This is a genomic window from Polaribacter sejongensis (assembly GCF_038024065.1).
GTDB lineage: Bacteria > Bacteroidota > Bacteroidia > Flavobacteriales > Flavobacteriaceae > Polaribacter > Polaribacter sejongensis.
The window spans coordinates 1293591-1320584 of record NZ_CP150667.1 but is presented as its reverse complement, the minus strand read 5'-3'; the positions used below and the strand labels follow the sequence as shown (position 1 = coordinate 1320584).

The 26994-nt window shown below is 30.0% G+C and carries 23 protein-coding genes; 10 read left to right on the top strand and 13 right to left on the bottom strand.

Annotation, left to right across the window (positions count from 1 at the left end):
• The first annotated feature begins 22 nt into the window (after positions 1-22).
• The 4 genes from WHD08_RS05480 (at position 23) to WHD08_RS05465 (ending at position 4070) form a co-directional block, all read left to right on the top strand.
• Positions 23-769, top strand: a complete 747-nt coding sequence (locus WHD08_RS05480) for an EI24 domain-containing protein (protein WP_208888919.1) — start codon at positions 23-25, stop codon at positions 767-769.
• The gene (locus tag WHD08_RS05475) at positions 766-1395 is read left to right on the top strand and encodes a hypothetical protein (RefSeq protein ID WP_208888920.1); all 630 of its coding nucleotides are present in this window, start codon (positions 766-768) and stop codon (positions 1393-1395) included. Before WHD08_RS05480 ends, WHD08_RS05475 begins: the two co-directional genes overlap by 4 nt.
• Positions 1392-2297 (top strand): oxygen-dependent coproporphyrinogen oxidase, encoded by a 906-nt coding sequence (hemF, locus tag WHD08_RS05470; RefSeq protein WP_208888921.1) that lies wholly within the window; start codon positions 1392-1394, stop codon positions 2295-2297. Before WHD08_RS05475 ends, hemF begins: the two co-directional genes overlap by 4 nt.
• Positions 2298-2435: 138 nt before the next feature.
• Positions 2436-4070, top strand: coding sequence for a tetratricopeptide repeat protein (locus tag WHD08_RS05465; RefSeq protein ID WP_208888922.1), 1635 nt, complete (start codon positions 2436-2438; stop codon positions 4068-4070).
• Positions 4071-4728: 658 nt separating this feature from the next.
• Here WHD08_RS05465 and WHD08_RS05460 read toward each other — a convergent pair.
• From WHD08_RS05460 to WHD08_RS05445, 4 genes are all read right to left on the bottom strand, one after another.
• On the bottom strand, positions 4729-7359 hold the full coding sequence (locus WHD08_RS05460; protein WP_208888923.1) for an AsmA-like C-terminal region-containing protein: 2631 nt from the start codon (positions 7357-7359) through the stop codon (positions 4729-4731).
• Between the two features lie 148 nt (positions 7360-7507).
• Positions 7508-7840, bottom strand: a complete 333-nt coding sequence (locus WHD08_RS05455) for a CCC motif membrane protein (RefSeq protein ID WP_165730378.1) — start codon at positions 7838-7840, stop codon at positions 7508-7510.
• A 9-nt stretch (positions 7841-7849) separates the two neighbouring features.
• Positions 7850-8149, bottom strand: coding sequence for a DUF2752 domain-containing protein (locus tag WHD08_RS05450; protein WP_208888924.1), 300 nt, complete (start codon positions 8147-8149; stop codon positions 7850-7852).
• A gap of 6 nt (positions 8150-8155) precedes the next feature.
• Positions 8156-8479, bottom strand: a complete 324-nt coding sequence (locus tag WHD08_RS05445; RefSeq protein ID WP_208888925.1) for a YbaB/EbfC family nucleoid-associated protein — start codon at positions 8477-8479, stop codon at positions 8156-8158.
• Between the two features lie 136 nt (positions 8480-8615).
• On the opposite strand from WHD08_RS05445, the gene WHD08_RS05440 reads away from it, so the two are divergent.
• The 3 genes from WHD08_RS05440 to WHD08_RS05430 all read left to right on the top strand — a co-directional run bounded on the left by WHD08_RS05440 (position 8616) and on the right by WHD08_RS05430 (position 13214).
• Positions 8616-10718 (top strand): S9 family peptidase, encoded by a 2103-nt coding sequence (locus WHD08_RS05440; RefSeq protein WP_244183347.1) that lies wholly within the window; start codon positions 8616-8618, stop codon positions 10716-10718.
• A 168-nt stretch (positions 10719-10886) separates the two neighbouring features.
• On the top strand, positions 10887-11882 hold the full coding sequence (locus tag WHD08_RS05435) for a PLP-dependent cysteine synthase family protein (RefSeq protein WP_208888927.1): 996 nt from the start codon (positions 10887-10889) through the stop codon (positions 11880-11882).
• A gap of 84 nt (positions 11883-11966) precedes the next feature.
• Entirely contained in the window at positions 11967-13214 is a 1248-nt protein-coding gene (locus WHD08_RS05430) for an aminotransferase class I/II-fold pyridoxal phosphate-dependent enzyme (RefSeq protein ID WP_165730386.1), read from the top strand.
• Between the two features lie 339 nt (positions 13215-13553).
• On the opposite strand, the gene WHD08_RS05425 is transcribed toward WHD08_RS05430, so the two are convergent.
• The 3 genes from WHD08_RS05425 to WHD08_RS05415 form a co-directional block, all read right to left on the bottom strand.
• Entirely contained in the window at positions 13554-14342 is a 789-nt protein-coding gene (locus WHD08_RS05425) for a carbonic anhydrase (RefSeq protein ID WP_208888928.1), read from the bottom strand.
• Between the two features lie 280 nt (positions 14343-14622).
• The gene (locus tag WHD08_RS05420) at positions 14623-16461 is read right to left on the bottom strand and encodes a DEAD/DEAH box helicase (RefSeq protein ID WP_208888929.1); all 1839 of its coding nucleotides are present in this window, start codon (positions 16459-16461) and stop codon (positions 14623-14625) included.
• Positions 16462-16593: 132 nt separating this feature from the next.
• Complete coding sequence (locus WHD08_RS05415) at positions 16594-17985, bottom strand: hypothetical protein (protein WP_208888930.1); 1392 nt, start codon at positions 17983-17985, stop codon at positions 16594-16596.
• A 189-nt stretch (positions 17986-18174) separates the two neighbouring features.
• Between WHD08_RS05415 and WHD08_RS05410 the strand changes: the two genes are divergently transcribed.
• Positions 18175-19794, top strand: coding sequence for an ABC-F family ATP-binding cassette domain-containing protein (locus WHD08_RS05410; RefSeq protein WP_208888931.1), 1620 nt, complete (start codon positions 18175-18177; stop codon positions 19792-19794).
• A 40-nt stretch (positions 19795-19834) separates the two neighbouring features.
• On the opposite strand, the gene WHD08_RS05405 is transcribed toward WHD08_RS05410, so the two are convergent.
• A complete protein-coding gene (locus WHD08_RS05405) occupies positions 19835-20326 on the bottom strand; it encodes a hypothetical protein (RefSeq protein WP_208888932.1) in 492 nt (163 codons plus the stop codon).
• A 136-nt stretch (positions 20327-20462) separates the two neighbouring features.
• Positions 20463-21404, bottom strand: coding sequence for a hydrogen peroxide-inducible genes activator (locus tag WHD08_RS05400; RefSeq protein WP_208888933.1), 942 nt, complete (start codon positions 21402-21404; stop codon positions 20463-20465).
• A 104-nt stretch (positions 21405-21508) separates the two neighbouring features.
• Here WHD08_RS05400 and WHD08_RS05395 point away from each other — a divergent pair, with 104 nt between their 5' ends.
• Positions 21509-21982, top strand: a complete 474-nt coding sequence (locus WHD08_RS05395; protein ID WP_165730395.1) for a Dps family protein — start codon at positions 21509-21511, stop codon at positions 21980-21982.
• Between the two features lie 115 nt (positions 21983-22097).
• Here the strand turns inward: WHD08_RS05395 and WHD08_RS05390 are convergent, their stop codons facing one another.
• From WHD08_RS05390 to WHD08_RS05380, 3 genes are all read right to left on the bottom strand, one after another.
• Positions 22098-22742 (bottom strand): acyloxyacyl hydrolase, encoded by a 645-nt coding sequence (locus WHD08_RS05390; protein ID WP_244183243.1) that lies wholly within the window; start codon positions 22740-22742, stop codon positions 22098-22100.
• A 32-nt stretch (positions 22743-22774) separates the two neighbouring features.
• Positions 22775-23662 carry a 3-hydroxybutyryl-CoA dehydrogenase gene (locus tag WHD08_RS05385; protein WP_208888934.1) on the bottom strand — a complete coding sequence of 296 codons (888 nt, stop codon included), beginning with the start codon at positions 23660-23662 and terminating at the stop codon, positions 22775-22777.
• A 276-nt stretch (positions 23663-23938) separates the two neighbouring features.
• On the bottom strand, positions 23939-24898 hold the full coding sequence (locus tag WHD08_RS05380; RefSeq protein WP_165730399.1) for a Gfo/Idh/MocA family oxidoreductase: 960 nt from the start codon (positions 24896-24898) through the stop codon (positions 23939-23941).
• 208 nt (positions 24899-25106) lie between these two features.
• On the opposite strand from WHD08_RS05380, the gene WHD08_RS05375 reads away from it, so the two are divergent.
• Complete coding sequence (locus WHD08_RS05375) at positions 25107-25748, top strand: protein-L-isoaspartate(D-aspartate) O-methyltransferase (RefSeq protein ID WP_165730401.1); 642 nt, start codon at positions 25107-25109, stop codon at positions 25746-25748.
• Here WHD08_RS05375 and WHD08_RS05370 read toward each other — a convergent pair.
• Positions 25745-26983 (bottom strand): ATP-binding cassette domain-containing protein, encoded by a 1239-nt coding sequence (locus WHD08_RS05370; protein WP_208888935.1) that lies wholly within the window; start codon positions 26981-26983, stop codon positions 25745-25747. The genes WHD08_RS05375 and WHD08_RS05370 overlap by 4 nt on opposite strands.
• Between the last annotated feature and the right edge of the window lie 11 nt (positions 26984-26994).

Here is a 26994-nt window from a genome sequence, read left to right as displayed (position 1 = left end):
TCGCTAACGCAAGCCAACGCTAATGATTAAAAATATACTTTCAGGTATTAGTGCCTACGCAGGTTCTTTTGGTTTAATATCTCAATTAAAACTTTGGAAATATTTTATAATTCCCATAGTAATTAGTGTGGTAACGGCAACAATTATTGGTTTTACAGCCTACGGATTATCAGATAATATTGGTGCTTTTTTAGCTAAAATCTGGATTTGGGATTGGGGAAAAGAAACATTTACAACCATTACATCTGTAATTGGAGGACTCTTTGTTTTGGTTATTGGTTTTTTACTGTACAAGCATATTGTAATGGCTTTATCAGCACCATTTATGAGTCCTGTATCAGAAAAGATAGAAATTCATATCATTGGAGATTTAAAAGACAACCACAGAAAAACGAGCTTTCAAGAACAATTAATTAGAGGTATTAGAATTAGTTTAAGAAACATAAGTAAAGAATTAATGTTAACGATTCCGTTGTTATTATTAAGTTTTATTCCCTTAATAGGAATTGTTTTTACCGCTTTATTATTTTTATTACAAGCTTATTATGTCGGTTTCGGAAATATGGATTATACTTTAGAAAGACATTTTAATTATAAAGATAGCATCAACTTTGTAGGAAAAAAGAAAGGTTTTGCTATTGGTAATGGAATTGTTTTTATGCTCTGTATGTTAATTCCAATTATAGGAATCATTATCGTTTTACCACTTTCTGTAACAGCTGCATCTGTAAAAACGGTGGCCTTATTAAATACCGAAAATAGTAAGTGAATTTTTTAAAAAAATACGACAAACCTTTTGAGTATGCAGGCATAATAATGAAACTTATTATTGCTTATCAATTTTCTGTTATTTGGTTTCAACCAGAAGCTTCTGATGTTTCTAAAATATCTTCAATGGCTATCTTAATGGTTTTTGAGTTTATAATGGTACATTCAGGTGTATTTATGGCTGTTATGCCTAAAAGATTATCTTTGTTTCTGTTGGTGCCTTTTTATGGTTTATTTGCCTGGGGATTTTCGTCAGCAATGGAAGGCAATGATATATTAATTATATACTTGTTAGTTGTATTAAATAGAATGCGCTTTGCATTTTCAGAAGTCGATATTCAGATACGAAGTAGAGCGATACTGTTTTCTATTTCGGCAGCAATTTTATACTTTATACTTATCTTTATCACTCTTTTTTCAAATGGTGTTTTTGGAGAATTAGGACTAACACAAGAATTTTTAAATTCGTCTGGATATTTTGAAACTTTAACAGCAAGTGGAGAGTTTATGGAAAGACCACATACGGCTATTAGTTTTGGTTTTTTTTATTACTGCTTTTTGGCTGTAGTAGAAACGCTATTGCTAACCACTAAAAAAATAAATATGACTAAAATTGCAATTAAATGAAAGATCAATTTTATAAATACATAGAAAACTTACAAGACACAATTACTTCTAAGTTAGAGGAGGTAGATGGCGGAGCTAAATTTCAAGAAGACCTTTGGAAAAGAGAAGAAGGTGGAGGTGGAAGAACTCGTGTGATTGAAAACGGAAAAGTTTTTGAAAAAGGTGGTGTAAACATATCTGCTGTTCATGGCGAATTACCAGAAGCGTTAAGGAAGCAGTTTAAAGTAAAAGAAGGAAATTTCTTTGCTTGTGGATTGAGTCTCGTTTTACATCCAATAAGTCCATTTGTGCCAACAGTGCACGCAAATTGGCGCTATTTTGAAATGTATGACGAAGCAGGAAACATCGTTACACAGTGGTTTGGTGGTGGACAAGATTTAACGCCGTATTATTTATTTGATGAAGATGCTACTCATTTCCATACAGTATGTAAATCTGCTTGTGACCAACATGATCCAGAATTTTATCCGAAGTTTAAAAAAGTTTGTGATGAGTATTTCTGGAATGCTCACAGAAATGAAGCAAGAGGAATAGGAGGTTTATTTTTCGATTATCAAAAGGAAACTGAAGAATTTTCTATAGAAGATAGATTCAATTTTGTAACAGAAGTAGGAGATAGTTTCTTAGAAAGTTATGTGCCAATTGTAGAAAAACGAAAAGAAATTTCGTTTACAAAAGAACATAAAGATTGGCAAGAGGTAAGACGAGGACGTTATGTAGAATTCAATTTAGTGCATGATAGAGGTACTTTGTTTGGCTTAAAGACAAACGGAAGGATAGAAAGTATTTTAATGAGTTTACCGCCAATTGTACAATGGAAATACAACCATCAACCAGAAGAAAATTCTGAAGAAGAAAGGTTGATTAAGGTTTTAGAAAATCCTAAAGAATGGGTTTCTTAAAAGATAAAAAAGGCAAAACGATTCGTTTTGCCTTTTTTTTACATCGTTTTTTTTATTGATATTAATTTTAGTTGTATTTTGCTTTAACTTTTGTGATATCTATTGTTTTGTAAAAGTAAAAATAGCACTAACAAAAAAATGTACTTCAAAACTATATTCTTCTTTTTATTTCTTTTTATTTTAAAAAGCAACTCTCAGAATCTAGATTCTATTTTTATTTCAAAAAAAGAAATTGTAAAATCTATAAAAACAGACGAAAAAAAAGCACTGTTTTTATATGAATGTGGCGAGTATTTTTATTCTAAAAATAGTAATAAAGCGGAATATTTTTATCGAGAAGCTTTGGCTTTAAATAAGGGTAAGAATAATTTGATGGAAGGTAGGGCTTTATTTAAATTAGGATTTGTAGAGAAAAATGAAGGTAATTTAAGTACGAGTCTTAGGTATTTTAATAAAGCAAAAGATATCTTTAAAGATAATAATGATATAGAACGTTTAGCTTCTGTTTATTTTGATATTGGATATGTATATCGATATAAAAACCAAATGGATAAAGAATTTGAATTCTATAAAAAAGGATTGAAATTAAGTGAAGGAGGAAGTGAAACATTAAGAGGAAAAGGTTATCTACATTTAGGGAATTACTATACTAGATTAAAAAAATTAGATTCATCAATTTATTTTTATAATAAAGCGCTTTACCTTTTTAAAAAAATAAAGAAAGAAAATAGAGTTTATAATGTTTATAATAACATAGCGAATACGTATTATAAACAGGGAAGATATGCTGAGGTAATAAATATTAGAAGTTTAGTTTTAAAATATGCTAAAAAGGAAAATAAGAAACTACTTATAACTGTAAGTTATCATAACATTGCGGCCGCATATAGTGAATTGGACGAATACGATAAAGCTGAGAAATATTTAGATTCTGCTATTGTAGTAGCAGAAGAGGAAAATTTTAAACTGAGGTTAGCAAAATCTTATAGCTCAATTTCAAAGGTTAACTATTCATTGAAAAATTATAAAGCAGCTTACCTATATCAACAAAAACATAAAATTTATTCAGACTCTATTATTAAATCTCAATTAACAAACACACTTGAAGAGACTGAGTTAGAAAATAAGCACAAGGTAGAAACCAAAAATTTGCAAATATTAAATCAAGAAGAAGTTTTTGAAAAGAGATTGTACTTAATTATAATTTTTGTTTTTTTATTATTGGGTATTCCTCTTGTTGTTTTACTATATAGAAATTCAGTTAATAAAAATAAAATAATACAAGGAAATTTAGAAAAAGAGAAAATTAAAAAAGAAGTTTTACAGCAAAAGTTTAAAAGATCTGAAACAGATATAAGAAGTTTAGTTGCAGATAATTCAATGAGATTAGAGTTTTTAAAACAACTTTTATTAAAACTTAAAAATCAAAGAGAATCTATTGATTCAGTTGAAGTGAAAAACTATATTAAAGATTTATCTTTTAAAATTCAGCAACAAATTACAACAGATAGTAAATTAACTTTGCTTAAAAATAAGATTGATATAATTAATGATGGTTTTGATAATATGTTAGTTACTACTTATAAAGAGCTTACTAAAACAGAAAGAGAAGTATGCTCATTATTAAGGTTAAATTTATCGGTTAAAGAAATAGCATCAATTAGAAATTCAAGTTCAGATGCAATAAAAGTTACACGCTATAGAATAAGAAAGAAAATGAATGTACCTAAAGGTGAAAAATTAGAGATGTTTATTCAAAAGTTAGAAGTATAGCTTGTTTTTTTTTGTTTAAATAATTGACTTTTAATCGATTACTGTTAATACATTGTTTTTTTGTTACTTTTTGTTACGTTTGAAAAGTACTTTGTTACTTTTTGTTACCTATTTTTTTGTGTAAAATTTAGACTTATTATTTATATTTGATTACATAATAAGTGATTCCCCAAAATGTTTAATTTTCCCCCAAAATATTTTATCACCATTTTAAACTTTTAAAGCAACTTAGAAATAAGTTGCTTTTTTATTTACAAAGCTTTACAACTATTTTTAATCACACAATAAGTTTAAATCGTAACATAATTTCTATTACTTACGGTTTTTAATATTCTTTGCTTTTTACTAAGTCTACTAATTATTAGGTTAGTGGTCTAGTTGTTATATTTTTTATAAATGATAAAAATATAGATTTTGAATATCTCTCATAAACGAAACTGATTTATATAGAATAAACCAGCTAAACATCATTGTAAATAGTTTTTTTTTAGATGGATGCCATACTATGATTTCTATTTAATATTAAATAAGTTCTTTAGGATGTATCTATACAGGAAATAATAAAACCATACAAAAGGATATTTCAGTTTATTAAATAACGTGAAATACCCTTTTGATATGGCTTATGAGAATTGTTGTATTAATTAGAAGAACCTTATTAATTTTTCTTAACAGTATCTTTCTTTTTATTTCCAAAAAGACCACCTAAAACATCTTTTACTTTATCGGTAACCTTGTCTTTTGCAGTTTCTGTGCTAGTAGAATCCTTTTTAGTGTCACCACTTATTAAATCTTTCAACTTATCTTTTCCTTGATTTATCAATTGATTTTTTTGTTTTTCAACCAAATCCTTAACTAGGTTTGCCGTTGCATCTTTAATATTAGAAGTAAATTTAGGACTATTAAAACTACCCGTTAATGTTCCGTTTACAGGAATACTTTTAATATTTGCAGCATCTTTAGCTGTTAGTTTAGCTATTATATTGGTTACATCTGTACCTAAATATTTTACAGGAACATCAAAAACTAAGTTATAATTCATAGATTGATCAAAACCATGTGTCCCTGAAATTGTTAAGCCAATATCTTGATAGTTTAAAGGAATTGGTTTTACAGTAACTTTACCATCTTTAAAAGAAAATGCACCAGTAGCTTCGTTTAAGTTTAGTTTATTTATATCTAAAAAACTTACTTTTTCTGTTAGTGTAGTTAACATTTTAGAATTACTAGCTTTTAGTTTAGTGTCTAACAACTGTCCTAATAAATTTCCAGTAATGGTTTTTAGATTAGGTGTCATATCTTTATTTAAATCACCAGAGACAGTAATTGTAGAATTCATTTTTCCTTCAATTGCTTTTGCTATTGGAGCAATAGATTTTAACATTTCTAAAGAACCAAAAGATTCTCCAATATTTAATTTAGATAGGTTTAAATCCATTTTAAATTTAGGGGTACTTCCTTGGGTAGAAACATTTCCTTCAAAAGCAATATTCCCTCCAAATACATCCGTTTTTAGGTTTTTTAAATCAACCGTTTCATCATGTATATAAAGATCACCAGAAACATTGGTTAAGTTTATATTATCATACACTACTTTTTTTGCATTGGCTGTAAACTTAACATCTAAAAATGCAGGAATTTTTAAAGGAGAAGTACTGGTTTCTTTGGTTTCTGTATTGGTTTGTGGCGTTGCATCTTCAGCAATAAAATCGGCTACTTTAAGATTGTTAGAGTTTAAAGTAAAGTTTCCTTTTAGCACATCATTTTTAAATATAAAACCATAAAAATTGTCTAGGTTTCCTTTTATAGATAAATCGGAAGTTCCTGTTTTTGCATCAAACTCATTTAGTGTAATGGTGTTGGTGTTAAAAGTAACTTTTGTTTTGTTGATGTAAAAAGGGTTGGCAACATCAGCTCCTTCATATTTAAAATCAGTTACGGTAACTTCACCAGCGTTTTTAATATTTTGATAGTTTTCTTTTTCAACAGAATTCATATCAAAATTCGTTGTAATATCTGCCTTTAAAACACCTGCTAAGGCATTTTCTAATTCAACAGGATACACTTTCCCAATATTAGCTAAGTTAATAGTTCCTTTTGCTGTTAAATTAATATATGGATTGGTGGTAATGTTTTTGAAATTTCCATTGGCAGCAAAGGTGTCATCATCAATTTTAAAGTTGAATTGATCAATATTTACATAGGTGTCTTTAACAAAACCTGTTTTGTTTACAATTTTAGTATCTATGTTTATGTTGGTTACAGATTTTGGTAAATCGGCATATTTAAACAAGGCGTTTTTAGAAATAATTTCGATATTAAATGAAGGAATTGTAGTTTCTGATAAAGTCCCTTTTACCACACCATTTACTTCAAAATTACCTTCCGTTTTAATAGATTCTAAATTACCTGCATATTGTTTAGGTAATAAAGCCAATGCATTTTTAAAAGATGAGGTTGGGGTTTTAAAATTAAGGTTATATAATTGGTTTTCATCAACTAATTGAACAAAACCATCAAACTCTAAAGGCAATTGATTTATATAGCCTGTATTTTCTTTAAAGGTGTATTTGCTGTTTTTTAAATCGATACCAAGTACGGCGTCTAAAGAAATTTTTACATTACTTAAATAATTCGTTTTGTCTAGGTCTAAAGATAAATAACCTGTTGTTTGGGTATCTAAGTTAAAAACATCTTCAGCAAAATTTCCTTCACCAGAATGGTAAATACTATCTAAACTCATTTTGGTGTTGCTACCTCTGTCTATGTAATTAAAATTGATGTCTTCTAACTCATAGTCTTCAATGTTTAAAGAAAAAGTACTTTCGCTACTTGTTGTAGGCGTTTCTTCGGAAGCTATTGCTATATCAAAATTTCCATTTCCTTCTTTATCAAATATAATATTGACATCTCCTTCTTTGGTAGAAATACTTTTTATTGAAAGCGTTTCTTCAGAGTTTTTAAAAAGTTCTGTTAGTTTTAAAGATAAGCTTAATTCTTTTGTATTGAATAAAGTATCACCAACAAACGGTGCTTTATTAGCTACAACCACATCGTTTACCGTTAAACTAATTAATGGAAAGTGTTTAAGTAAACTAAGGTCTGCTTCTTTAAAAGTTACCGTAGCGTTTATATTGTTATTAATGGTATTGGTTACCATAACTACAATTTTATCTTTAAACAGAAAGGGAATTGAAATTACTGCTATTATCAATACAAGAGCAGTTATAGAACCCCATTTAAGAATTTTTGAGACTAAAGACTTCTTCTTTTTTTCGGTATTTGTCATTTTTTTAAGTTGATTAAATATCAACAGCAAAAATACAATTTAGACACTCTTTAATGTGTTTATATAACGTTAAATATGAATGAATTGAAAAAAAATACTGTAACTCTTGGTAAGAATTACAGTATTAGTAGTTTACTATATATTGGTATTATTGCCCAAAGATCTCATTTATTCTTTGTTCTAATAAGGCTGGGTCTTCTAAAGTTGCTAAACCTATTTGGTAAAAGAACCATACAATTACCAATAAAAAAATTGCGTTTAAGATGATACCAATAATTCCTGTTATTTTCCCTGCAGTAGCGTTACCAACGCTATTGTAGTTCTCTGGGTTTAAATTGTATTCTTTTATAGCTTTGTTACCTAAAACTAAAGCGATAATACCTAAAGGCAGTCCTATAATTCCGTAACAAATACAAGTTACCAAAGATAAAATACCAAGTACTAAAGAAGTGGTTGCATTGGGTAAATTTTGTTTTTCCATTGATTTTTTTTAAAGTGTAAATAAAGGTTTCATTTTAATACAGTAACTAATTACAATAACAAGCACGTTTATGGTTGCAAAAGATATAATTATTTTTTGCTTGTTTTTAAACCTAAATTTAAAGGTTATCAATATAAATAGACCAAATAATAGTAACGTGTAAATTGCAGGATACATTTTAAATGCAGCTACAAAGTCTCCTTTTGTAAGCAGCATAAATGCCCTCTGAATTCCGCAACCTGGGCAATCTATCCCGAAAAGAGATTTATTTAAACAAGGCAGTAAATAATCATTTGTACTTAAAAACATCTGTAATTATTTAAACATGTCCATTCCTGGTATGTTTGGCATTCCGCTTTTAGCGGCAACAGCCATTTCTGCATCATTAATTTTGGTTGCTTTTTCGATGGCTTTATTTAAAGCAAGAATTAAATAGTCTTCTAATTCTTCGGGATCTTCTAACAAAGAATTATCTATAGAAATAGATTTAATTTCTCTGTTTGCTGTTAAAGTTATTTTTAGTTTACCATCTGCGGCTACTTCATCTACTAAAACAGAATTTAATCTTGTTTTTGTTTCTTCTACTTTTTGCTGAGCTTCTTTAAGCTTATTCATCATTCCTGATAAGTCTCCTAACATATTTTTTTATTAAAATTTAAGTTTGTTACAAATTTAGTATTTTTATAAGAATTTAAATCAACCAAAAATGAGAAAAATAGTTATTCCTTTCGTTGTATTAAGCCTTACATTTGCAACCGCTTGTAAAAATGAGACCATGAAAAGTACAGATGCAAAAACTCCAGTAGCAGAAAAACAGCCTACTAAGTTAGAAAAACACGGAGATGTTAGAATAGATAATTATTTTTGGATGCGTTTGTCTGATGAGCAAAAAAACGCCATAGATAAAGACACTCAAACTGAAAAAGTAGTAAATTATTTAGAAGAGGAAAATACCTATTATAATGAGGTAACTGCATATACAAAACCGTTTCAAGAAGAATTATTCGAAGAAATGAAAGGTAGAATAAAAGAAGACGATTCTTCTGTACCTTATAAAGACAACGGTTATTATTATATTACGCGTTATGAAATAGGGAACCAATACCCAATTTATAGCCGTAAAAAGGAAAATTTAGAAGCAGACGAAGAAGTGCTTTTTAATGTAAACGAAATGGCTAAAGATTTCGATTATTATCAATTAGGAGGTTTAAATATTTCTTCGGATAATAAATTAGCCGTTTTTGCAACAGACACAGTAAGTAGAAGACAGTATTTTTTAAGAATTAAAAACTTAGAAACTGGCGAAATTTATAAAGATATTATAGAAAATACAACAGGTGGCTCTGTTTGGGCAAACGATAATAAAACTATTTTTTACACCAAAAAGAACCCAGAAACGTTAAGAAGTGAAAAGGTTTTTAGACATGTTTTAGGTACACCAACCTCTGAAGATGTGGAAGTTTTTCATGAAGATGATGATACATTTGGTACGTATGTAACCAAATCTAAATCTGATAAATACATTATTATTGGTTCTTACAATACAATCTCTACAGAAGCACAGTATTTAGATGCAGACAATCCAACAGGAGCATTTACAATGCTACAACCTAGAGAAAGAGATTTAGAATATAGTGTTGCGCATTTTGGAGATTATTTTTACTTGTTAACCAATAAAGATAATGCTATCAACTTTAAGTTGATGAAAACTCCAATTACAAATACTACCAAAGAGAATTGGGTAGATGTAATTCCGCATAGAGATGATACTTTATTAGAAGATTTTTCAATATTTAAAGACTATTTAGTTTTAGAAGAGCGTACTAATGGCTTAAATAAAATACGTATTAAGCGTTGGGATGAAACAAAAGATTACTACTTACCTTTTAATGAGGAAACTTATTCTGTAGGCGTGTATGCTAATCCAGATTTTGATACTGATGTAATTCGTTATTCATACAATTCTTTTACAACTCCAAGTTCTGTGATTGATTTTAATATGAAAGATCAATCTAAAGAGGTTAAAAAGGAACAAGAAGTTTTAGGAGGTAAATTCAACAAAGAAAACTACGTTAGTAGACGTGTTTGGGCAAGTGCTAGAGATGGTAAAAAGGTAGCTATTTCTTTGGTTTATCATAAAGATACAGAGCTAAATAATAATACACCGGTATTGCAATATGCATATGGTTCTTACGGATACACCATTCCAGATAGTTTTTCTACCACTCGTTTAAGTTTATTAGATAGAGGTTTTGTGTATGCGTTGGCGCACATCCGCGGTAGCGAATACCTAGGAAGAGAATGGTATGAAGACGGTAAAATGTTGAATAAGAAAAATACTTTTAATGATTTTATCGATTGTTCTCAGTATTTAATTGATAACAACTACACATCACCAGAACATTTATACGCTATGGGAGGTTCTGCAGGAGGTTTGTTAATGGGAGCTATTGTAAATATGAATCCAGAATTGTATAACGGAATTATTGCTTCTGTACCTTTTGTAGATGTAATTTCTACGATGTTAGATGATAGCATTCCACTTACTACGGGAGAATATGACGAATGGGGAAATCCAAACGACAAAGAATATTACGATTATATAAAATCGTATTCACCTTATGACCAAGTAAAAGCAAAAGACTACCCGAATATTTTAGTTACTACAGGTTTTCATGATTCTCAAGTACAATATTGGGAGCCAGCAAAGTGGGTTGCAAAATTACGTGAGTTAAAAACAGACAACAATTTACTGTTATTAGAAACAAATATGGAAGCAGGACACGGAGGTGCTTCGGGGCGTTTTGATGCTTTAAAAGAAACAGCTAAAATGTATTCTTTCTTTTTAGCATTAGAAGATAAATTAGATACCAAATAAATTAAGTATTAAAAACAGTTTCAGTATTTAAGGATTAACCGTACTTTTGCTGCAAGAATCAAAGATCATATAAGTGTCATTGCGAGCGTAACGAAGCTATTTTTAGCAATAAAAGATAAATACGTAGCGCAAAATCGTAATGACATTTACTTTGAGAACAGTGAGAGAATGACGAGAAACAAAGGAATTACCAATTCAATATTAGATTTAGTAGGTGAAACCCCACTAATTAAACTTCATAAGATTACCAAAAATCTACCTGGTGCCTATTACGCAAAGTTCGAAGCTTTTAATCCGGGTCATTCAGCTAAAGATAGAATTGCTTTACACATTGTACAAAATGCAGAGAAAAAAGGCATCCTTAAAAAGGGAGCTACCATTGTAGAAACTACTTCGGGGAATACTGGTTTTAGTTTGGCAATGATAAGTATTGTTAAAGGGTATAAATGTATATTAGCAGTAAGTGATAAATCTTCTAAAGATAAAATTGATTTACTAAAATCTATGGGAGCAGAGGTACATGTTTGTCCAGCAAACGTAGCACCAGAAGACCCAAGATCTTATTATGAAGTAGCGAAAGCAATACATAAAAAAACAAAGAATTCAGTTTATATAAATCAGTACTTTAATGAGCTAAATACAGAGGCACATTATAGAACAACTGGACCAGAAATTTGGGAACAAACAGGAGGTAAAATCACACATTTAGTGGTTGCAAGTGGTACAGGAGGTACAATATCTGGTTCTGGGAAATATTTAAAAGAACAAAACCCGAATATTAAGGTTTTAGGTGTTGATGCAATAGGTTCTGTATTAAAGAAATATCACGAAACTAGAGAGTTAGATTTAAATGAAGTAAGTCCGTATAAAATTGAAGGGTTGGGTAAAAACTTAATTCCTACGGCTACCGATTTTGATGTGATAGATATCTATGAAAAAGTATCTGATAAAGAAGCTGCTTTAGAGGCTAGAAACATTGTTAGAAAAGAAGGTATTTTTCCAGGATATACAAGTGGAGCTGTTATGCAAGCCACCAAACAATATGCTGCAAAAGATATGTTTAATGAAGATAGTTTTGTAGTGTTAATTTTTGCAGATCATGGATCTCGTTATATGAATAAAATTTATAGCGATGATTGGATGAAAGAAAACAAATTTTTGTAAAAAGAATAGAAATAAACGCAATTTGATTAACTGCAAAAAAAGCAGTTCCTTTGCGTTTCGAATAACAATAATAAAATAGAGCACATGGCGAAAGATTTATTTGAAAGAATAGAAGCAGATAAAGGTCCCTTAGGTAAATGGGCAAAACAAGCAGAAGGCTATTATGTTTTTCCTAAGTTAGAAGGACCAATCTCTAACAGAATGTCTTTTAATGGTAAGAAAGTTGTTACTTGGAGTATCAACGATTATTTAGGTTTGGCTAATCATCCTGAAGTTTTAAAGGTAGATGGTGCTGCAGCTGCAGAACATGGTATGGCTTACCCAATGGGTGCCAGAATGATGTCTGGACATACAGAATTTCATGAACAATTAGAAAAAGAGTGTGCAGAATTTGTTGAAAAAGACGCTGCATATTTGGTGAACTTTGGATACCAAGGTATGGTGTCTGCTATTGATGCTTTAGTAACTAAAAACGATATTATTGTCTATGACATGGATACACATGCGTGTATTATAGATGGTGTTCGTTTGCATGCTGGTAAACGTTTTGTTTACAAGCATAACGACATGGAAAGTTTTGAGAAAAACATTAAGCGTGCTCAAAGAATGGCAGAGAAAACAGGCGGTGGAATCTTAGTGATTTCTGAAGGTGTTTTTGGAATGCGTGGAGAGCAAGGTCGTTTAAGAGAAATTGTTGCCTTTAAAAAAGAATATAATTTTAGACTTTTAGTAGATGATGCTCATGGTTTTGGTACCTTAGGTAAAGACGGTAAAGGAACAGGAGTAGAGCAAGGAGTACAAGATGAAATAGATGTTTATTTTGCAACGTTTGCAAAATCTATGGCTGGTATTGGAGCTTTCTTTGCAGGTAATAAAGAAGTAATACAGTATTTACAATACAATATGCGTTCTCAAATGTTTGCTAAATCGTTGCCAATGGCAATGGTAAAAGGAGCATTAAAACGTTTAGATATGTTACGTACAATGCCAGAATTAAAAGAAACTTTGTGGAGAAACACAAATGCTTTACAATCTGGTTTACGTGATGCAGGTTTCGATTTAGGAACTACACAAACATGTATTACACCAGTATTTTTAAAAGGTGATATACCAGAAGCAATGGCTATGGTAAATGATTTACGTGAAAACCACGGAATTTTTTGTTCTATTGTTGTATATCCTGTAATACCAAAAGGATTAATTATTTTAAGATTAATTCCAACTACAACACATACACAAGAAGATATAGACGAAACAATTACTGCATTTTCTGCAATTAGAGAATTGTTAGAAAACGGTACTTATAAAAAGATTGCAGCTTCTATGGTGTAATTTTTTATCTTTTTAGATATTATAAAAAACCGAGCTTTATAGCTCGGTTTTTTGTGTTTAGAAGTTTGGATCTCTAATTTTTATTTTTCATAAAGTTGTAAAACCTTTTCAGAATTAGGGAATAATTCATATTGATAATTATATGGAAAAAAAATAAAAAGTGAAACAGTCTCAAATGATTTAGGGATCATATATGATAGAGATTGCAACACTTTAATCTAAAAAGAATTAAAAAAATAGATCCTATTTTTCAATAAATTCTTTATTAGAACACCTAAATTATATATTGTTTAGAAAGCATTATATGATATTTATCAGGTTTCTAAAATATTTAAAATTTTATTGAAACGTATTTATAGATACTTCTCTGTTATTTAATGGTTGCTCATTTCTATAATTGTTTTTTGGCATATTGTTCTTTAATTTTAAAACTTCATCAACAGAAACAATAATAGGTTCTTTAAAAATAATCCAATTTACATTTTCTGTACATGGAGGTGTTGTTAGAGAACCACCATAAGTATAAAAGTTTTTGTTTTTTGGAAATAAGGTTGTTAGGTCTGAGGATTGGTTAATCTCTTTAGTTGTATTTACTTTTATAGGTAAAAAGCTTTCAAAGAATTCAAATAACTGACTTTTTGCACCTTCTTTAGCTAAAACACTCATAACTGTATACGCGTTAGATTTACTTTTGTGTACTAAGTGAATTTCTAAGGGATAGCGTATACCGTTTATGGTATGTTCAGAAGGCTCATGAAAATGCAATTGAGATAGGTGATAGATCTCTCCGTGATATTGTATAGAATCTCCAGCTTCAAAATCAAACTGAATAGAATGTCCGTTATTAGTAACTTGTTTTAATGCTGTTTTTGGGGTATATAATACTTTTAACAGAGTATCTTTTTGTTGTGTAGGTTTTGTATCAATATCTATAATATTAATAGGAGATTGCCTATTACCATCGCAATCAGAATTTTTTTCTATTTCTACCCAATGTTCAGGAGAAGTTTCTCCATCATAGCTCCAATGTGGTTGGTGTTCTTTTGTATGTGTCTCTGTTTTATCAGATTTACAAGATGTTATACTTATCAGTGCAAAAATTACGATAATGGCTACAAACCTGTTCATGATTTTAATTTATTTTAAGTTGATTAATATCTTTACAAATGTAGGTTATGAAAGAAAAATATATCTATAACATTTATCATATTCTTTAAAAATCTAAGAAATCGGTTTCGTATATAAGTTACCAAATGAATTTGAAATATTAAGGAAATTAATTGAATTTAAGTGATCATTCAGGTAAGCGTCTTTCTATATAATGGTTTTAAATAATGTTAAATTTTTAGGCATAAAAAAACCTCATCATTTTAAAATGATGAGGTTTGTATATATAGTTTAATACTATTTAACTTTCTCTACGTTTTCTTCCAAAACCGCCAGAAGATCTTCTTTCTCCAGAACCACTTCCAGAACTTCTATCTGATCTGTCTGGTCTATCAGAAGAACGTCTGTCAGATCTTCCTCTACTAGAAGAATCTCCTCTAGATGAACCTTCAGAACCTCTACGTCTTCCAAAACCGCCTCCTTCTTTTTTACCGAAAGGTTTTTTACCACCTCTTCGTCCACCACCAGAACGTTCTTTCTTAGTAATCTCTATATTTACAGAGCGTCCGTCAAAATCTGGTTGATTGCTAGCAAAAGCTTCTAATGTTTGGTCTTCGAAATTTTTATCAAGTTCAAAGAAAGAGAAAGTGTCTAAAATATCTATAGAACCAATTTCAATCTTATCTCCAATGTTTTGGTCATTAATTAAACCAATTAATTTACCTGGGTTTAAGTTGTCTTTTCTACCAATATTGATAAAGAAACGGGTCATGTTTTCATTCTCCATTCTAGCTCTAGAGTTATCTCTAGAAGATAAATCATTTAAATCTTTAGAGTTTTCATAATACTTTAACATCGTATTAAATTCTAAAGAAACAAATTTCTTGATTAACTCTTCTCTATCTAAAGATTCTAGTTTTTTATAAATACTTGGTAAAAATTCCTCCATTTCAGATTCATTTACTTCCGTATTTTGAACTTTATCAATTAAATTCATTAATTGATTCTGAACAATTTCTTTTCCAGATGGAACTTTACCTTCTAAGAATTTCTTCTTAATGATTCTTTCAATCTGGCGTAATTTCCCTTTTTCTTTACCGTTAACTAAAACAATAGAAATACCTTTATTACCAGCTCTACCAGTTCTACCACTTCTGTGTGTGTAGTTTTCTATCTGGTCTGGTAATTTATGATTTATTACGTGTGTTAATTCCGTTACATCCAATCCACGAGCAGCAACATCTGTAGCTACTAATATTTGAATTGTTTTCTTACGGAATTTACCCATTACAGAATCTCTTTGCGCTTGAGATAAATCTCCGTGTAAAGCATCTGCACTGTAACCATCTTTTATTAAATTGTCTGCAACCTCTTGTGTTTCTCTACGAGTTCTACAAAAGATAATTGCATAAATATCAGGGTTTAAATCTGCAATTCTTTTTAAAGCAGGGTAACGAGTTCTTTCAGTAACTGCATAAAACTCGTGACTTACATTGTCTGAACCTGCGTTCTTTTCACCAGAAGTAATTTCTACTGGCTTAGTCATGTAGTTTTTCGCAATTGCTTCTACTTCTCTTGGAAAAGTTGCAGAAAACAATAACGTTTGTTTTGTTTCTGGAGTAGCTTCTAAAACTTTATCTAATTCGTCTTTAAAACCCATGTTTAACATTTCATCAGCTTCGTCTAAGACTAACCATTGAACGTTTCCTAATTTTAAAGCTCTTCTATTAATTAAATCTACAGTTCTACCTGGAGTTCCAACTACTATTTGTGCACCTCTTTTTAAAGATCTAATTTGATCTTCCATACTAGAACCACCATATACGGTAGCTACTTTAACATCTGGTAAATATTTACAAAAGTCTTTAATATTATTACCAATCTGAACTGCAAGTTCTCTTGTTGGTGATAAAATAATTGCTTGTACGTTTTTACTGCTTGTATCTAAAAGCTCTAATATTGGCAAACTAAAAGCAGCAGTTTTACCTGTACCTGTTTGTGCAAATGCTTTTAAATCGTCTGTAGATGAAATAATTTGTGGAATTGCTTTTTCCTGAATTACGGTAGGTTTTTCGTAACCTAAATCCGTCAATGCTCTGTTAATCGGTTCTTTTAAACCTAATTCTAAAAATGTTGACATTACTGTGTTTTTTTGGATTCACAGAACGCCCACCTGCAAACCCGATTATAAATTCGACCTGATTATTAATGAGTTAGACTCAGAATAAAAATCGTGCAAATGTACAACTAATTTTTAGATTATCGAAATAAATTAGTGATCTCTTAGCTTTTTTAAATCAGAATATAATTTTTTAGAAGAAATAGAAGCAAAACCATTTGTAATAATTCCTTCTTTATTAATGATAATAGATCTTGTCATTTTACTGGTTAAGAACTTATTGGCTTCACTGTCTTCTGTAATAAAAAATTGATTTTTAATATCTAATTGCTCTATTCGATCTTGTGCACTTCCATCAATTTTTATTTGAATAAATTGTACATCCGGAAATTGTCTACTTAAATAATTAATTCTAGATGAGATATACATTGGTGTTGTATTCTCTGGATTCCAGAACAATAGAAACGTATTTTTGTTTTTTGTAATCTCTTTTATAGAATAAGTGTCGTTCGTTAAATCTGTGATGGTAAAATCGACCAACTCTTGATCTTTATGTAATTCTTCACTATCTAATAGCAATAGTTTTACATGTTCTTTGTCTTTAGTATTTGTGCTTAGTTTAAAATAAGTTTCAAAAGCTTCTTTATTTACGTTGCAACTAGATTTTTTATAAAAATGACTAATAACTGTTTGCTTTAGAATAGCATTCTTAGAAGCATCAGATGTAATATTCTTGTCTATTGTTTTTAATAAATCGACTGTAAAGTCAGAAGAATATTCATTAGTCATTGGTTTATGGCCTAAAGAATATGTGCTGTTATATAAAAAATTTCTAACGTATTTAGAGTAAGGTTGATAATACATTAAAGAATCATTATTCACACCTGCAGATGCTCTATGCTTATAAAAGGACTTGTTCACTTTATGAAAGTCTTTTTTATGCTTATATCTTAGGTGCGCAATAGGATATTTTTCTATTCTAGAAAATATAGGGTAGGTAAGTGCCACATTTAAAACGCGGTTAAACCCTTTTGTTTCTCCTGGATGGTTCATGGCGTATTCTTTAAATGTTTTATCTTTTAAAACCAGTAAAGAATCTGTCTTTTTAATAAATTTATCAGGCGTTAATTGATTTAATTTGTAAAACATTTTATTGTCTCTTTCTTCTTGTAAAAAGCAATCTATTAAAATGTTATTTCTTTCTGCACCTTTACCTGCATACACAATAGATTCATCAAAGTCCCAGGTGTTTAAGCGCAGCATTAAGCTATCTTGTTGTTCTAAGTAGATAAATTGGTTTTCATTACCATGTGCAAAATAGTACAAACCTTCATTGGCATTTTCTAATTTCCCTAAAAATCTATTGTCTTTATTAAGGAACAAAGTATCTATTACTTTTTCCATAGAAAATAACACAACATATTTAGATTTTGGGTTTATAATCTTACCACCAAAATAAGTTGCTGTATTTTTAGAATTAGAAGTACAGCCTACAAAGGCGGTAATTGTAATTAATAAAATTATATGAAGTAGATTTTTAATCATGTACACTATGGATCTATTCTTTATAACAAAGTTAGGTATTCATGTAGGCTATTGTTGTTAATTCATTGTTAAAATAGTTCTTAAATTGGTCATAAAAACCAAATTATAATTTATTGAAAACCGTTTTAAATCAAGGGGTAAAAGATAAATCAAATTTGTACTTTTGCACAAAATTAAAAATAATAGAGTATGTTATCAGTTTCTAATTTATCTGTTCAATTCGGAAAACGAATTTTGTTTGATGATGTTAATACTAAATTTCAAACAGGAAACTGTTATGGAATTATTGGCGCAAACGGAGCAGGAAAATCCACTTTCTTAAAAATTATTTCAGGTGTTCAAGAGCCAACTTCTGGGCAAGTTCATTTAGAAAAAGGTAAAAGAATGTCTGTGCTAACGCAAGATCATTATGCCTTTGATGAATTCCCAGTTTTAGAGACAGTGGTAATGGGGAACAAAGAGCTGTTTAAGATTAAAAAGCAAATTGATGATTTGTATGCAGATTATACAGATGAAAATGCAGAGAAGATTGGTGAGCTTCAAATAATTTTTGAAGAGATGAATGGTTGGAATGCAGATTCTGATGCTGCAGCAATGTTATCTAACTTAGGTATTTCTGAGGATTTGCATTATGCAGAAATGAAAGATTTAGATGGTAAACAAAAGGTACGTGTATTAATTGCACAAGCACTTTTTGGAAATCCAGATGTATTAATCATGGATGAACCTACCAACGATTTAGATTTTGAAACTATTTCTTGGTTAGAAAACTTTATTGCAAACTTTGACAACTGTGTAATTGTAGTTTCGCATGATAGACACTTTTTAGATGCAGTTTGTACACATATTTCTGATATCGATTATAGTAAAATAAACAACTATTCTGGTAATTATACATTTTGGTATGAGTCTAGCCAGTTAGCTACAAGACAAAGAGCACAACAAAATAAAAAGGCAGAAGAAAAGAAAAAGGAATTGGAAGAGTTTATCCGTCGTTTTTCTGCAAACATGGCTAAATCTAAACAAGCTACCTCTCGTAAAAAAATGATCGAGAAATTAAATGTAGATGAAATTAAACCATCTAGTAGACGTTATCCTGCTATTATTTTTGATAGAGATAGAGAAGCTGGAGATCAGATTTTAAATGTAGAAGGTTTATCTAAAAACTTTGAAGGAGATAAATTATTTGATGATGTACATATCAACTTAAATAAAGGTGATAAAATTGCGGTAATTTCTAGAAACTCTAGAGCTGTAACTGCTTTTTATCAAATTATTACTGATAATGAAAAGGCAGATGCTGGTAAATTTGATTGGGGAGTTACAACAACACAGTCATACTTACCGTTAGATAATTCTTCTTTTTTCCAAGACGGAGAATTAAATTTAGTAGATTGGTTAAGACAATATGCGCAAACAGAAGAAGAACGTGAAGAAGTTTTTTTAAGAGGTTTCTTAGGGAAAATGATTTTTTCTGGAGAAGAAGCTTTAAAGAAAAGTAACGTGCTTTCTGGAGGAGAAAAAGTACGTTGTATGCTTTCTAGAATGATGATGAAGAGAGGAAATGTGTTAGTTTTAGATGAGCCAACAAATCACTTAGATCTAGAATCGATACAAGCTTTAAATAATTCATTGATCAATTTTAAAGGAACGATCTTGTTTACAACACATGATCATGAGTTTGCACAAACAGTTGCGAATAGAGTTATTGAGTTAACGCCAAAAGGTGTAATTGATAGATATTCTACTTTTGATGATTATTTATCAGATCCAAAAATTAAAGAATTAAGAGATAAAATGTATTCTTAAAGTTTAAAGAAATATTTTTACATAAAAAAAGGAAGCTATTTTAGCTTCCTTTTTTTTGTTCTGTAATCCATAGGTTTTCACGCCATTCTTCTATAATTTGAAATAGATCATTAAAATCCCATTTTTCAGATAACATACTGAATCCATTAAAAACAGGTGAATTTGAACCTATTCTATGATGAAAATTATTATTATTGATATCGTAAATTTCTTTATACTCAATGTTTAAATCGTCAAGCGGTCTAGTCGTGTTTTTATGTAACTCACTTGGTAAATCTCTATGTTTATAGTAATTAGCTAAAGTAATAATTAATTCTATTTTTGTTATTTTAGAATTTCCTTGAACTTTTTCGCCTATCGAATACTTTAAATGCAGTTTTTTCATTTCAGGATATAAATCGGAAATACTACTATTTATATAATTTTGTAGGACTATAAAAGCTGTTCCAACTAAGTGTTCTGTGTCATCTGCATAAATAGTATCCCAATAATCAAAAGAATCATCCTCACATAGTCTTGTGATTTTATTCAATTGCTTTTGAAAAGGTTTAAAAATTGATTTAACAATCTTTATTCGAGAATCAATTCTATTACAATCAATATTCCCTATTTTCATTTATGCTAATTTGTTAGATTCAGTTAGTATTTGCCATGGTGTTTAATACTATTTATTTCTTCTGTAACGGACTAATAATCTTTACATCAGAAAAAGAAATGGCACCTCTAACAACACCATCTATTGTTTTCTTTAGAGCTTCAATTAATTGCATTTTCAATTGAGATTTATGATAAATTAAACTCACTTCTCTCGCTGGAGGAGGTGTTGTAAATTCTCTTAAATGACTTTTATCTTCATCATTTAAGTCTAAAGTGTGTAGGTAAGGTAGCAATGTCATTCCTAATCCTTCTTTAGATAGTTTAATTAAAGTGTCAAAACTTCCACTTTCTAATTGGAATCCTTTTTTATTATCTACTTTTCTAGTGCTGCATAAATTAATGATGCTATCTTTAAAACAATGTCCGTCTTCTAGTAATAAGATATCTTCCATTTCTAACTCTTCTGCAGTAATGGTTTTGTTTTTAGATAATCTATGGTTCTGTGGTATCAACCCAACAAAAGGCTCATAATATAAAGGTCTTTCTTTTATCGCTTCATTTTCTAGCGGAGTCGCAGCAAGACCTGCATCGATGTGTCCATCAGTTAATTTTCTTATGATTTCTTCCGTAGTTAATTCTTCAATAATCAACTTTACTTTCGGATACTTTTTAGTGAAGTTTTGTAAAAACATTGGCAATAGTGTAGGCATGATTGTAGGAATAATTCCTAATTTAAATTCGCCTCCTATATATCCTTTTTGTTGATGAACAATATCTAAAATTCTATTGCTTTCATCTACAATTACTTTTGCCTGTTCTACGATTTTTTTACCAACTTCAGTTAGCTCAATTGGTTTCTTAGATCTATTAAATATCTTAACACCTAATTCGTCCTCCAATTTTTGAATTTGCATACTCAGCGTTGGTTGTGTTACAAAGCTGTGCTCTGCGGCGACCGTGAAATTTTGGTATTCTGCAACAGATAAAACATATTTTAATTGGGTAATAGTCATTATGTATAAAATTTTTTGATAAAGATATTAAAACTATCAATTATAATGATGCATTATCTGGTTAAATTTCTCATAAATTTGATGTATCAAAAAAAAACAATATCATGAACAAGTCAATATTAGGATTAGATAAAAAAGAAACTGCAAATTTAGTAGATGAATTAAACGGTTTGTTAGCAAATTTTCAAATTTATTATCAGAATTTAAGAGGATTGCACTGGAATATAAAAGGTAAAAACTTCTTTGAATTACATGTAAAGTTTGAAGAGTTTTATACAGATTCTCAAGTAAAAATAGATGAGATTGCAGAACGTATTTTAACATTACAAGGTAAGCCATTACATACTTTTACAGATTATATAAACTTGGCAACAGTTCCTGTTGGAAAAAATATTTCTAATGATGTAGAAGGTGTAGAGTTGGTTGTTAACTCACTTTCAGAATTATTAAAAAACGAAAGAACGATACTAGAATCTTCAGATGAGGCAAATGACGAAGGTACAAACTCTATGATGAGTGATTTTATTGCAGAGCAAGAAAAAACTATCTGGATGTTGAATTCTTGGTTGGGTAAATAAGTAAAACTTGTCATGCTGAACTTGTTTCAGCATCATATTACCTCAATAATCAATTCCTATTAGAACCTGAAATTCATTTCAGGTTCTAATAGGAATTTTATTTTAAGTATAGCCTTTAATCTAGCACATAAGAAACACCAACTTCAAACCCTAAAAAAGTATATCCATTATTTGGAGACTGAAAATCAAGGTTAGAAATGTGTCCTATATTACTTCCAATATATAAAGCTGTTTTTTTAGTAGTTTTATAAGAGAATCCTAGAGAAGCATTTTCTAAAAATGTAAAACCTTTTGCCAAACGTTCTGTTCTGGTGTCTATAGTTGCTACGCCTAGACCTGCTGTAAACTGAAAATCTAAGTTTTTAACAATCTCTCTCTTTATCACAAAGCCCAATTCAAATGCATATAAATGCATTGTTTTAGGCGTTGTAAATTCAATTATTTTATCCTCAAAATTTTCTTCTGAAGGTAATACGAAATAGGAGTTTAATAATTGATGTTTTATAACCTGTATTTGCGGTTGAACAATCAATTCAAAATCAAAAGACCTCCATTTTCCTAAGTTGTAAAAAGCTTGTAACTTTAAGGTCTTTGAAGTGTATTTATAATCTTCATCTTCAAATATAAAGTTTTTAGCATTTACAGTATTATATAAAACCCCTACCTTTTTAATGTTTAGAATTCCTTTTTTATTTTCTTGTGCTTTTACAGCGTATATCAGTATAAAGAATAAGAAAAATAGATAGTACTTTTTGTGCATTTATAGAAAGTTATTACTCTAGAAAATAGAGATTATGAAAACATTTTAGCAACTTTTTCTGCCTTTCTGCTTTCTGAATAATCATAAAAACCTTCACCAGATTTTACACCTAATTTACCTGCCATTACCATGTTTACTAATAACGGACAAGGAGCGTATTTAGGGTTTTTAAAACCATCGTATAAAACATTCATAATAGACAAACAAACATCTAAACCAATAAAATCTGCCAATTGTAAAGGTCCCATTGGGTGCGCCATACCAAGTTTCATTACCGTGTCAATTTCTTCTACTCCGGCAACATTATTATATAACGTTTCAATAGATTCGTTAATCATTGGCATTAAAATTCTGTTTGCCACAAAACCAGGGTAATCATTTACTTCCACCGGAGTTTTACTAATCTTTTTAGAAAGCGAAACAATGGTTTCCATCACGTCATTAGAAGTATTGTAACCCCTAATAATTTCCACCAATTTCATAATCGGCACCGGATTCATAAAATGCATTCCAATAACCTTATCAGCCCTGTTAGTTGCTGCTGCAATTTGCGTTATGGAAATAGAAGAAGTATTGGTTGCTAAAATGGTGTTTTCACTACAGGTTTCATCTAATTCTTTAAAAATTTTTGCTTTTAAAACAGCATTTTCAGTAGCAGCTTCCACTACTAAATCTGCATTTTTAACTACGTCTTTAATAGATGTAAAAGTGCTAATATTTTTTAATGTTTGAGTTTTATCGGCTTCAGAAATTTTTTCTTTGGCCACCATTCTATCTAAATTTTTAGCAATGGTATTCATTCCTTTCTCTAAAGAAGCTTCAGAAATGTCTATTAAACTTACGTTATAATTAAACTGAGCAAAGGTGTGAGCAATTCCATTTCCCATGGTTCCAGCTCCAATAATAGCTATGTTTTTCATGTATATTCTATTTTATTTGGGCGTTTTAACAGGTTTTCACTACTCGCTTTTTTCGTGCCTTAAAAGAGCTCAAACAAACCGCTCAATCCCTAACGCAATTATTTGTAAACTTCATTACTTATTCAAAAAACTATTCGCTTTTTTAAAGTAAATATAGGTTCCTTGTTATTTTAAATCAACAATCTAGACCCAAAATGAAAAGGTATGCTTCCGTGACAAATCTTTTCATTTCAAGCCACACTTAGGTAAATAAAATAATAGACTATCGCTCTGCGATTAAAAACAATCAATAATCATTTGTGCAACTTTTAATGCTTCTGTTCCTTGTCTTAGACTTACTACAGGAGATGTATTGCTTTTTATTGAACCAGCAAAAGATTCTAATTCATCTAAAATAGCATTGTTATTTTCTACTTCAGGATTCTCGAAATAAATCTGTTTCTTAACACCTTCTGCATTTTGTAAAATCATTGCAAATTCATCTGGGTTTGCAGGTACATCTTTCATTCTAACAACTTCAGATTCCTTGCTTAAAAAGTTAACAGAAATATAGGCATCCTTTTGAAAAAAGCGAGATTTACGCATGTTTTTCATAGAAATTCTACTTGCAGTTAAATTAGCGACACATCCGTTTTCGAATTCAATTCTTGCATTTGCAATATCTGGAGTTTCAGAAATAACAGCGACACCACTCGCGTGTACACTTTTTACGGTAGATTTTACAACGGAAAGAATAATATCAATATCATGAATCATTAAATCTAACACTACAGGCACATCTGTACCTCTTGGGTTAAATTCTGCCAAACGATGGCATTCAATAAACATTGGGTTTTCAATTTGATCTTTTACGGCTGTAAAGGCTGGGTTAAAACGCTCTACATGTCCAACTTGTCCTAAGACATGAAATTGACTTGCCAAGGTTTTTAAAGCTTCCGCTTCTAAAACAGTTTTTGTAATGGGTTTTTCAATAAAAATATGACGTCCTTTTTCGATAGCAGATTTAGCGCAATCAAAATGAGATAAAGTAGGTGTTACAATATCTACAACTTCCACAGCATCTATTAAAGCTTCTACAGAATCAAAAGCGGTGTAGCCAAATTCTTCTGCAACACTTGCTGCGTTTTCCTTAGAAGGGTCGAAAAAACCTATTAAGTTGTATTTGTCTGATTGTTGTAATAATCGTAAATGAATTTTTCCTAAGTGCCCAGCACCTAATACTCCTACTTTAAGCATATATTATATTTTTAGTCTTTTAGAACAAAGTAAAATAACTCTTTTGTATCGTTGTTATTTTAGTTTACTTGCTTTACAGCAACGATGCTCATTATAAGGACATTAGTTTAGTTTTACTGATTTAAAAATCAGCCAAAAACAAAGATACAATTTTATGCTTATGTATATGGATTAATTACTATTTTTAGACTCCAGAAATTTATAAAAATTGAAAGATACTTCTAAACACCAAGGCCTTAGAAACCAACTTGCTAAAGTACTAAACGCAAAAGGGATTATTGATAAAAATGTATTGAATGCAGTACGTAAAATTCCACGTCATCTATTTATTGATAGTAGTTTTGAGTCTCATGCGTATCAAGACAAAGCTTTTCCTATTGCAGCAGAGCAAACTATTTCTATGCCTTATACAGTGGCTTTTCAATCGCAAACATTACAAGTAGAACCGGGTGAAAAAGTGTTAGAAATCGGTACTGGTTCAGGGTACCAAACCGCTGTTTTATTAGAGTTAAAAGCAGAAGTATATTCTATAGAAAGACAACGTGAATTATTTAAGAAAACGTCTTTGTTTTTGCCTAAGTTAGGATATAATCCAAAACGATTTATTTTTGGAGATGGATATATTGGCTTAAAAGTAGAAGCGCCATTCGATAAAATTATAGTGACTGCAGGTGCTCCTTTTGTACCAAAGCCTTTATTGTCTCAATTAAAAGTGGGAGGTAGGTTATTGATTCCAGTTGGAGACCAAACACAAATAATGACTTTGTTTATTAGAAAATCTGCCACAGAATTCGAAAAACACGAGTTAGGAGATTTTGCTTTTGTACCAATGTTAGAAGAGAAAAACTAACTATTTTCTTTTATTTTACCTGTGGAGCCATTTTTACTAGGTGTTAGTTCATAAATAAAGTTAGGATTTAAGTTTTCTACTTCTCTATGAGATACAAATAGTATGGTGGTGTCGCTTTCTTTTACAATTTTATTAATTAAAGCAACCACAATAGCTGTTCCTTGGTTATCAAGGTTGATTAATGGTTCGTCTAAAATTAATAATGGCGGATGCTTTATCATGGCTCTTGCTATTAAAACCAATCTTTGAGTTGCGGTAGTAAGATCTTGAAAAGAGGTGTTTCTTTTGTTTTTTAAATTTAATAATTCAAGCCAATCATCTGCTATTTTAATTTGAAGTGTAGTAGGAGTTTGGTATAAGCCTACGCTATCAAAAAATCCAGAAAGTACCATTTGTGAAATGCTAATTTTTCTTTTGAATAATTCTAAAATAGCAGGACTAAAATAGCCTATTTTCTCTTTTATTTCCCAAACACTTTCTCCAGATCCTTTTTTCTTGCCAAATAAATAGACTTCTTGTCTAAAAGCTTTTACATTATTTCCATAAATCATGGATAAAATGGTGGTTTTTCCAGAGCCATTAGGACCAATTAAATGCCAAAATTCATTTTTATTGATGGTCCAATTAATGTCTTTTAAAATAGATCTTTCATCATATTCAACATTTACATTTTGTAAGGATATAAGTTGGTTTGGTATGTTTTTGTAAAAGGTAATCGGTTTAGGAACTTCTCCCTTAAACTCGAAGTTAGTTTCTTTAAAATTATATTTTTTTATAGGAACATTCTCAATAATCTCATCATTCTCAATTTCTAAAACGTGTGTTATTATTGGTAAAATCTCTTCTTTTCTATTAAAAAGCTGAATTAAAATAATTTCTGAAGATAATGCAATAAGATCTTCTTTTAAGTTAGAAACAGAAGCAATATCTAAACTTTCAAAAGGACTGTCTAAAATAAGAAAGTCTGGTTTTTGTTGCAGTAAATAGTTTAGTAAAGCCTTTTTTTGTTCACCACTAGACAAGGTTCTTATGCTTCTATTTTCTTTACTTGTTAAGATTTGCGTGTCGTGCTTTGCTTCTTCGTCTATAAAGATGTCTAAAATAGAATTTGAAAATAAAAGTCCTTTTTTGTTTTTTAAATTAGGGAAACTATGTGTCCCCTTTAAAATGTTTTCTACCAAAGAACTTTTAGCGGAAAGACTTTTATTTTCAATTGTAAAATGGATGTTCTCCATAGTAATTTAGT

What these genes read in the sequence shown, in the direction of transcription:
- WHD08_RS05480 (WP_208888919.1), top strand. Translation starts at nt 23, where the DNA reads ATGATTAAAAATATACTTTCAGGTATTAGTGCCTACGCAGGTTCTTTT.
- hemF (WP_208888921.1), top strand. Translation starts at nt 1,392, where the DNA reads ATGAAAGATCAATTTTATAAATACATAGAAAACTTACAAGACACAATT.
- WHD08_RS05465 (WP_208888922.1), top strand. Translation starts at nt 2,436, where the DNA reads ATGTACTTCAAAACTATATTCTTCTTTTTATTTCTTTTTATTTTAAAA.
- WHD08_RS05460 (WP_208888923.1), bottom strand. Translation starts at nt 7,359, where the DNA reads ATGACAAATACCGAAAAAAAGAAGAAGTCTTTAGTCTCAAAAATTCTT.
- WHD08_RS05455 (WP_165730378.1), bottom strand. Translation starts at nt 7,840, where the DNA reads ATGGAAAAACAAAATTTACCCAATGCAACCACTTCTTTAGTACTTGGT.
- WHD08_RS05450 (WP_208888924.1), bottom strand. Translation starts at nt 8,149, where the DNA reads ATGTTTTTAAGTACAAATGATTATTTACTGCCTTGTTTAAATAAATCT.
- WHD08_RS05445 (WP_208888925.1), bottom strand. Translation starts at nt 8,479, where the DNA reads ATGTTAGGAGACTTATCAGGAATGATGAATAAGCTTAAAGAAGCTCAG.
- WHD08_RS05440 (WP_244183347.1), top strand. Translation starts at nt 8,616, where the DNA reads ATGAAAAGTACAGATGCAAAAACTCCAGTAGCAGAAAAACAGCCTACT.
- WHD08_RS05435 (WP_208888927.1), top strand. Translation starts at nt 10,887, where the DNA reads ATGACGAGAAACAAAGGAATTACCAATTCAATATTAGATTTAGTAGGT.
- WHD08_RS05430 (WP_165730386.1), top strand. Translation starts at nt 11,967, where the DNA reads ATGGCGAAAGATTTATTTGAAAGAATAGAAGCAGATAAAGGTCCCTTA.
- WHD08_RS05425 (WP_208888928.1), bottom strand. Translation starts at nt 14,342, where the DNA reads ATGAACAGGTTTGTAGCCATTATCGTAATTTTTGCACTGATAAGTATA.
- WHD08_RS05420 (WP_208888929.1), bottom strand. Translation starts at nt 16,461, where the DNA reads ATGTCAACATTTTTAGAATTAGGTTTAAAAGAACCGATTAACAGAGCA.
- WHD08_RS05415 (WP_208888930.1), bottom strand. Translation starts at nt 17,985, where the DNA reads ATGATTAAAAATCTACTTCATATAATTTTATTAATTACAATTACCGCC.
- WHD08_RS05410 (WP_208888931.1), top strand. Translation starts at nt 18,175, where the DNA reads ATGTTATCAGTTTCTAATTTATCTGTTCAATTCGGAAAACGAATTTTG.
- WHD08_RS05400 (WP_208888933.1), bottom strand. Translation starts at nt 21,404, where the DNA reads ATGACTATTACCCAATTAAAATATGTTTTATCTGTTGCAGAATACCAA.
- WHD08_RS05395 (WP_165730395.1), top strand. Translation starts at nt 21,509, where the DNA reads ATGAACAAGTCAATATTAGGATTAGATAAAAAAGAAACTGCAAATTTA.
- WHD08_RS05390 (WP_244183243.1), bottom strand. Translation starts at nt 22,742, where the DNA reads ATGCACAAAAAGTACTATCTATTTTTCTTATTCTTTATACTGATATAC.
- WHD08_RS05385 (WP_208888934.1), bottom strand. Translation starts at nt 23,662, where the DNA reads ATGAAAAACATAGCTATTATTGGAGCTGGAACCATGGGAAATGGAATT.
- WHD08_RS05380 (WP_165730399.1), bottom strand. Translation starts at nt 24,898, where the DNA reads ATGCTTAAAGTAGGAGTATTAGGTGCTGGGCACTTAGGAAAAATTCAT.
- WHD08_RS05370 (WP_208888935.1), bottom strand. Translation starts at nt 26,983, where the DNA reads ATGGAGAACATCCATTTTACAATTGAAAATAAAAGTCTTTCCGCTAAA.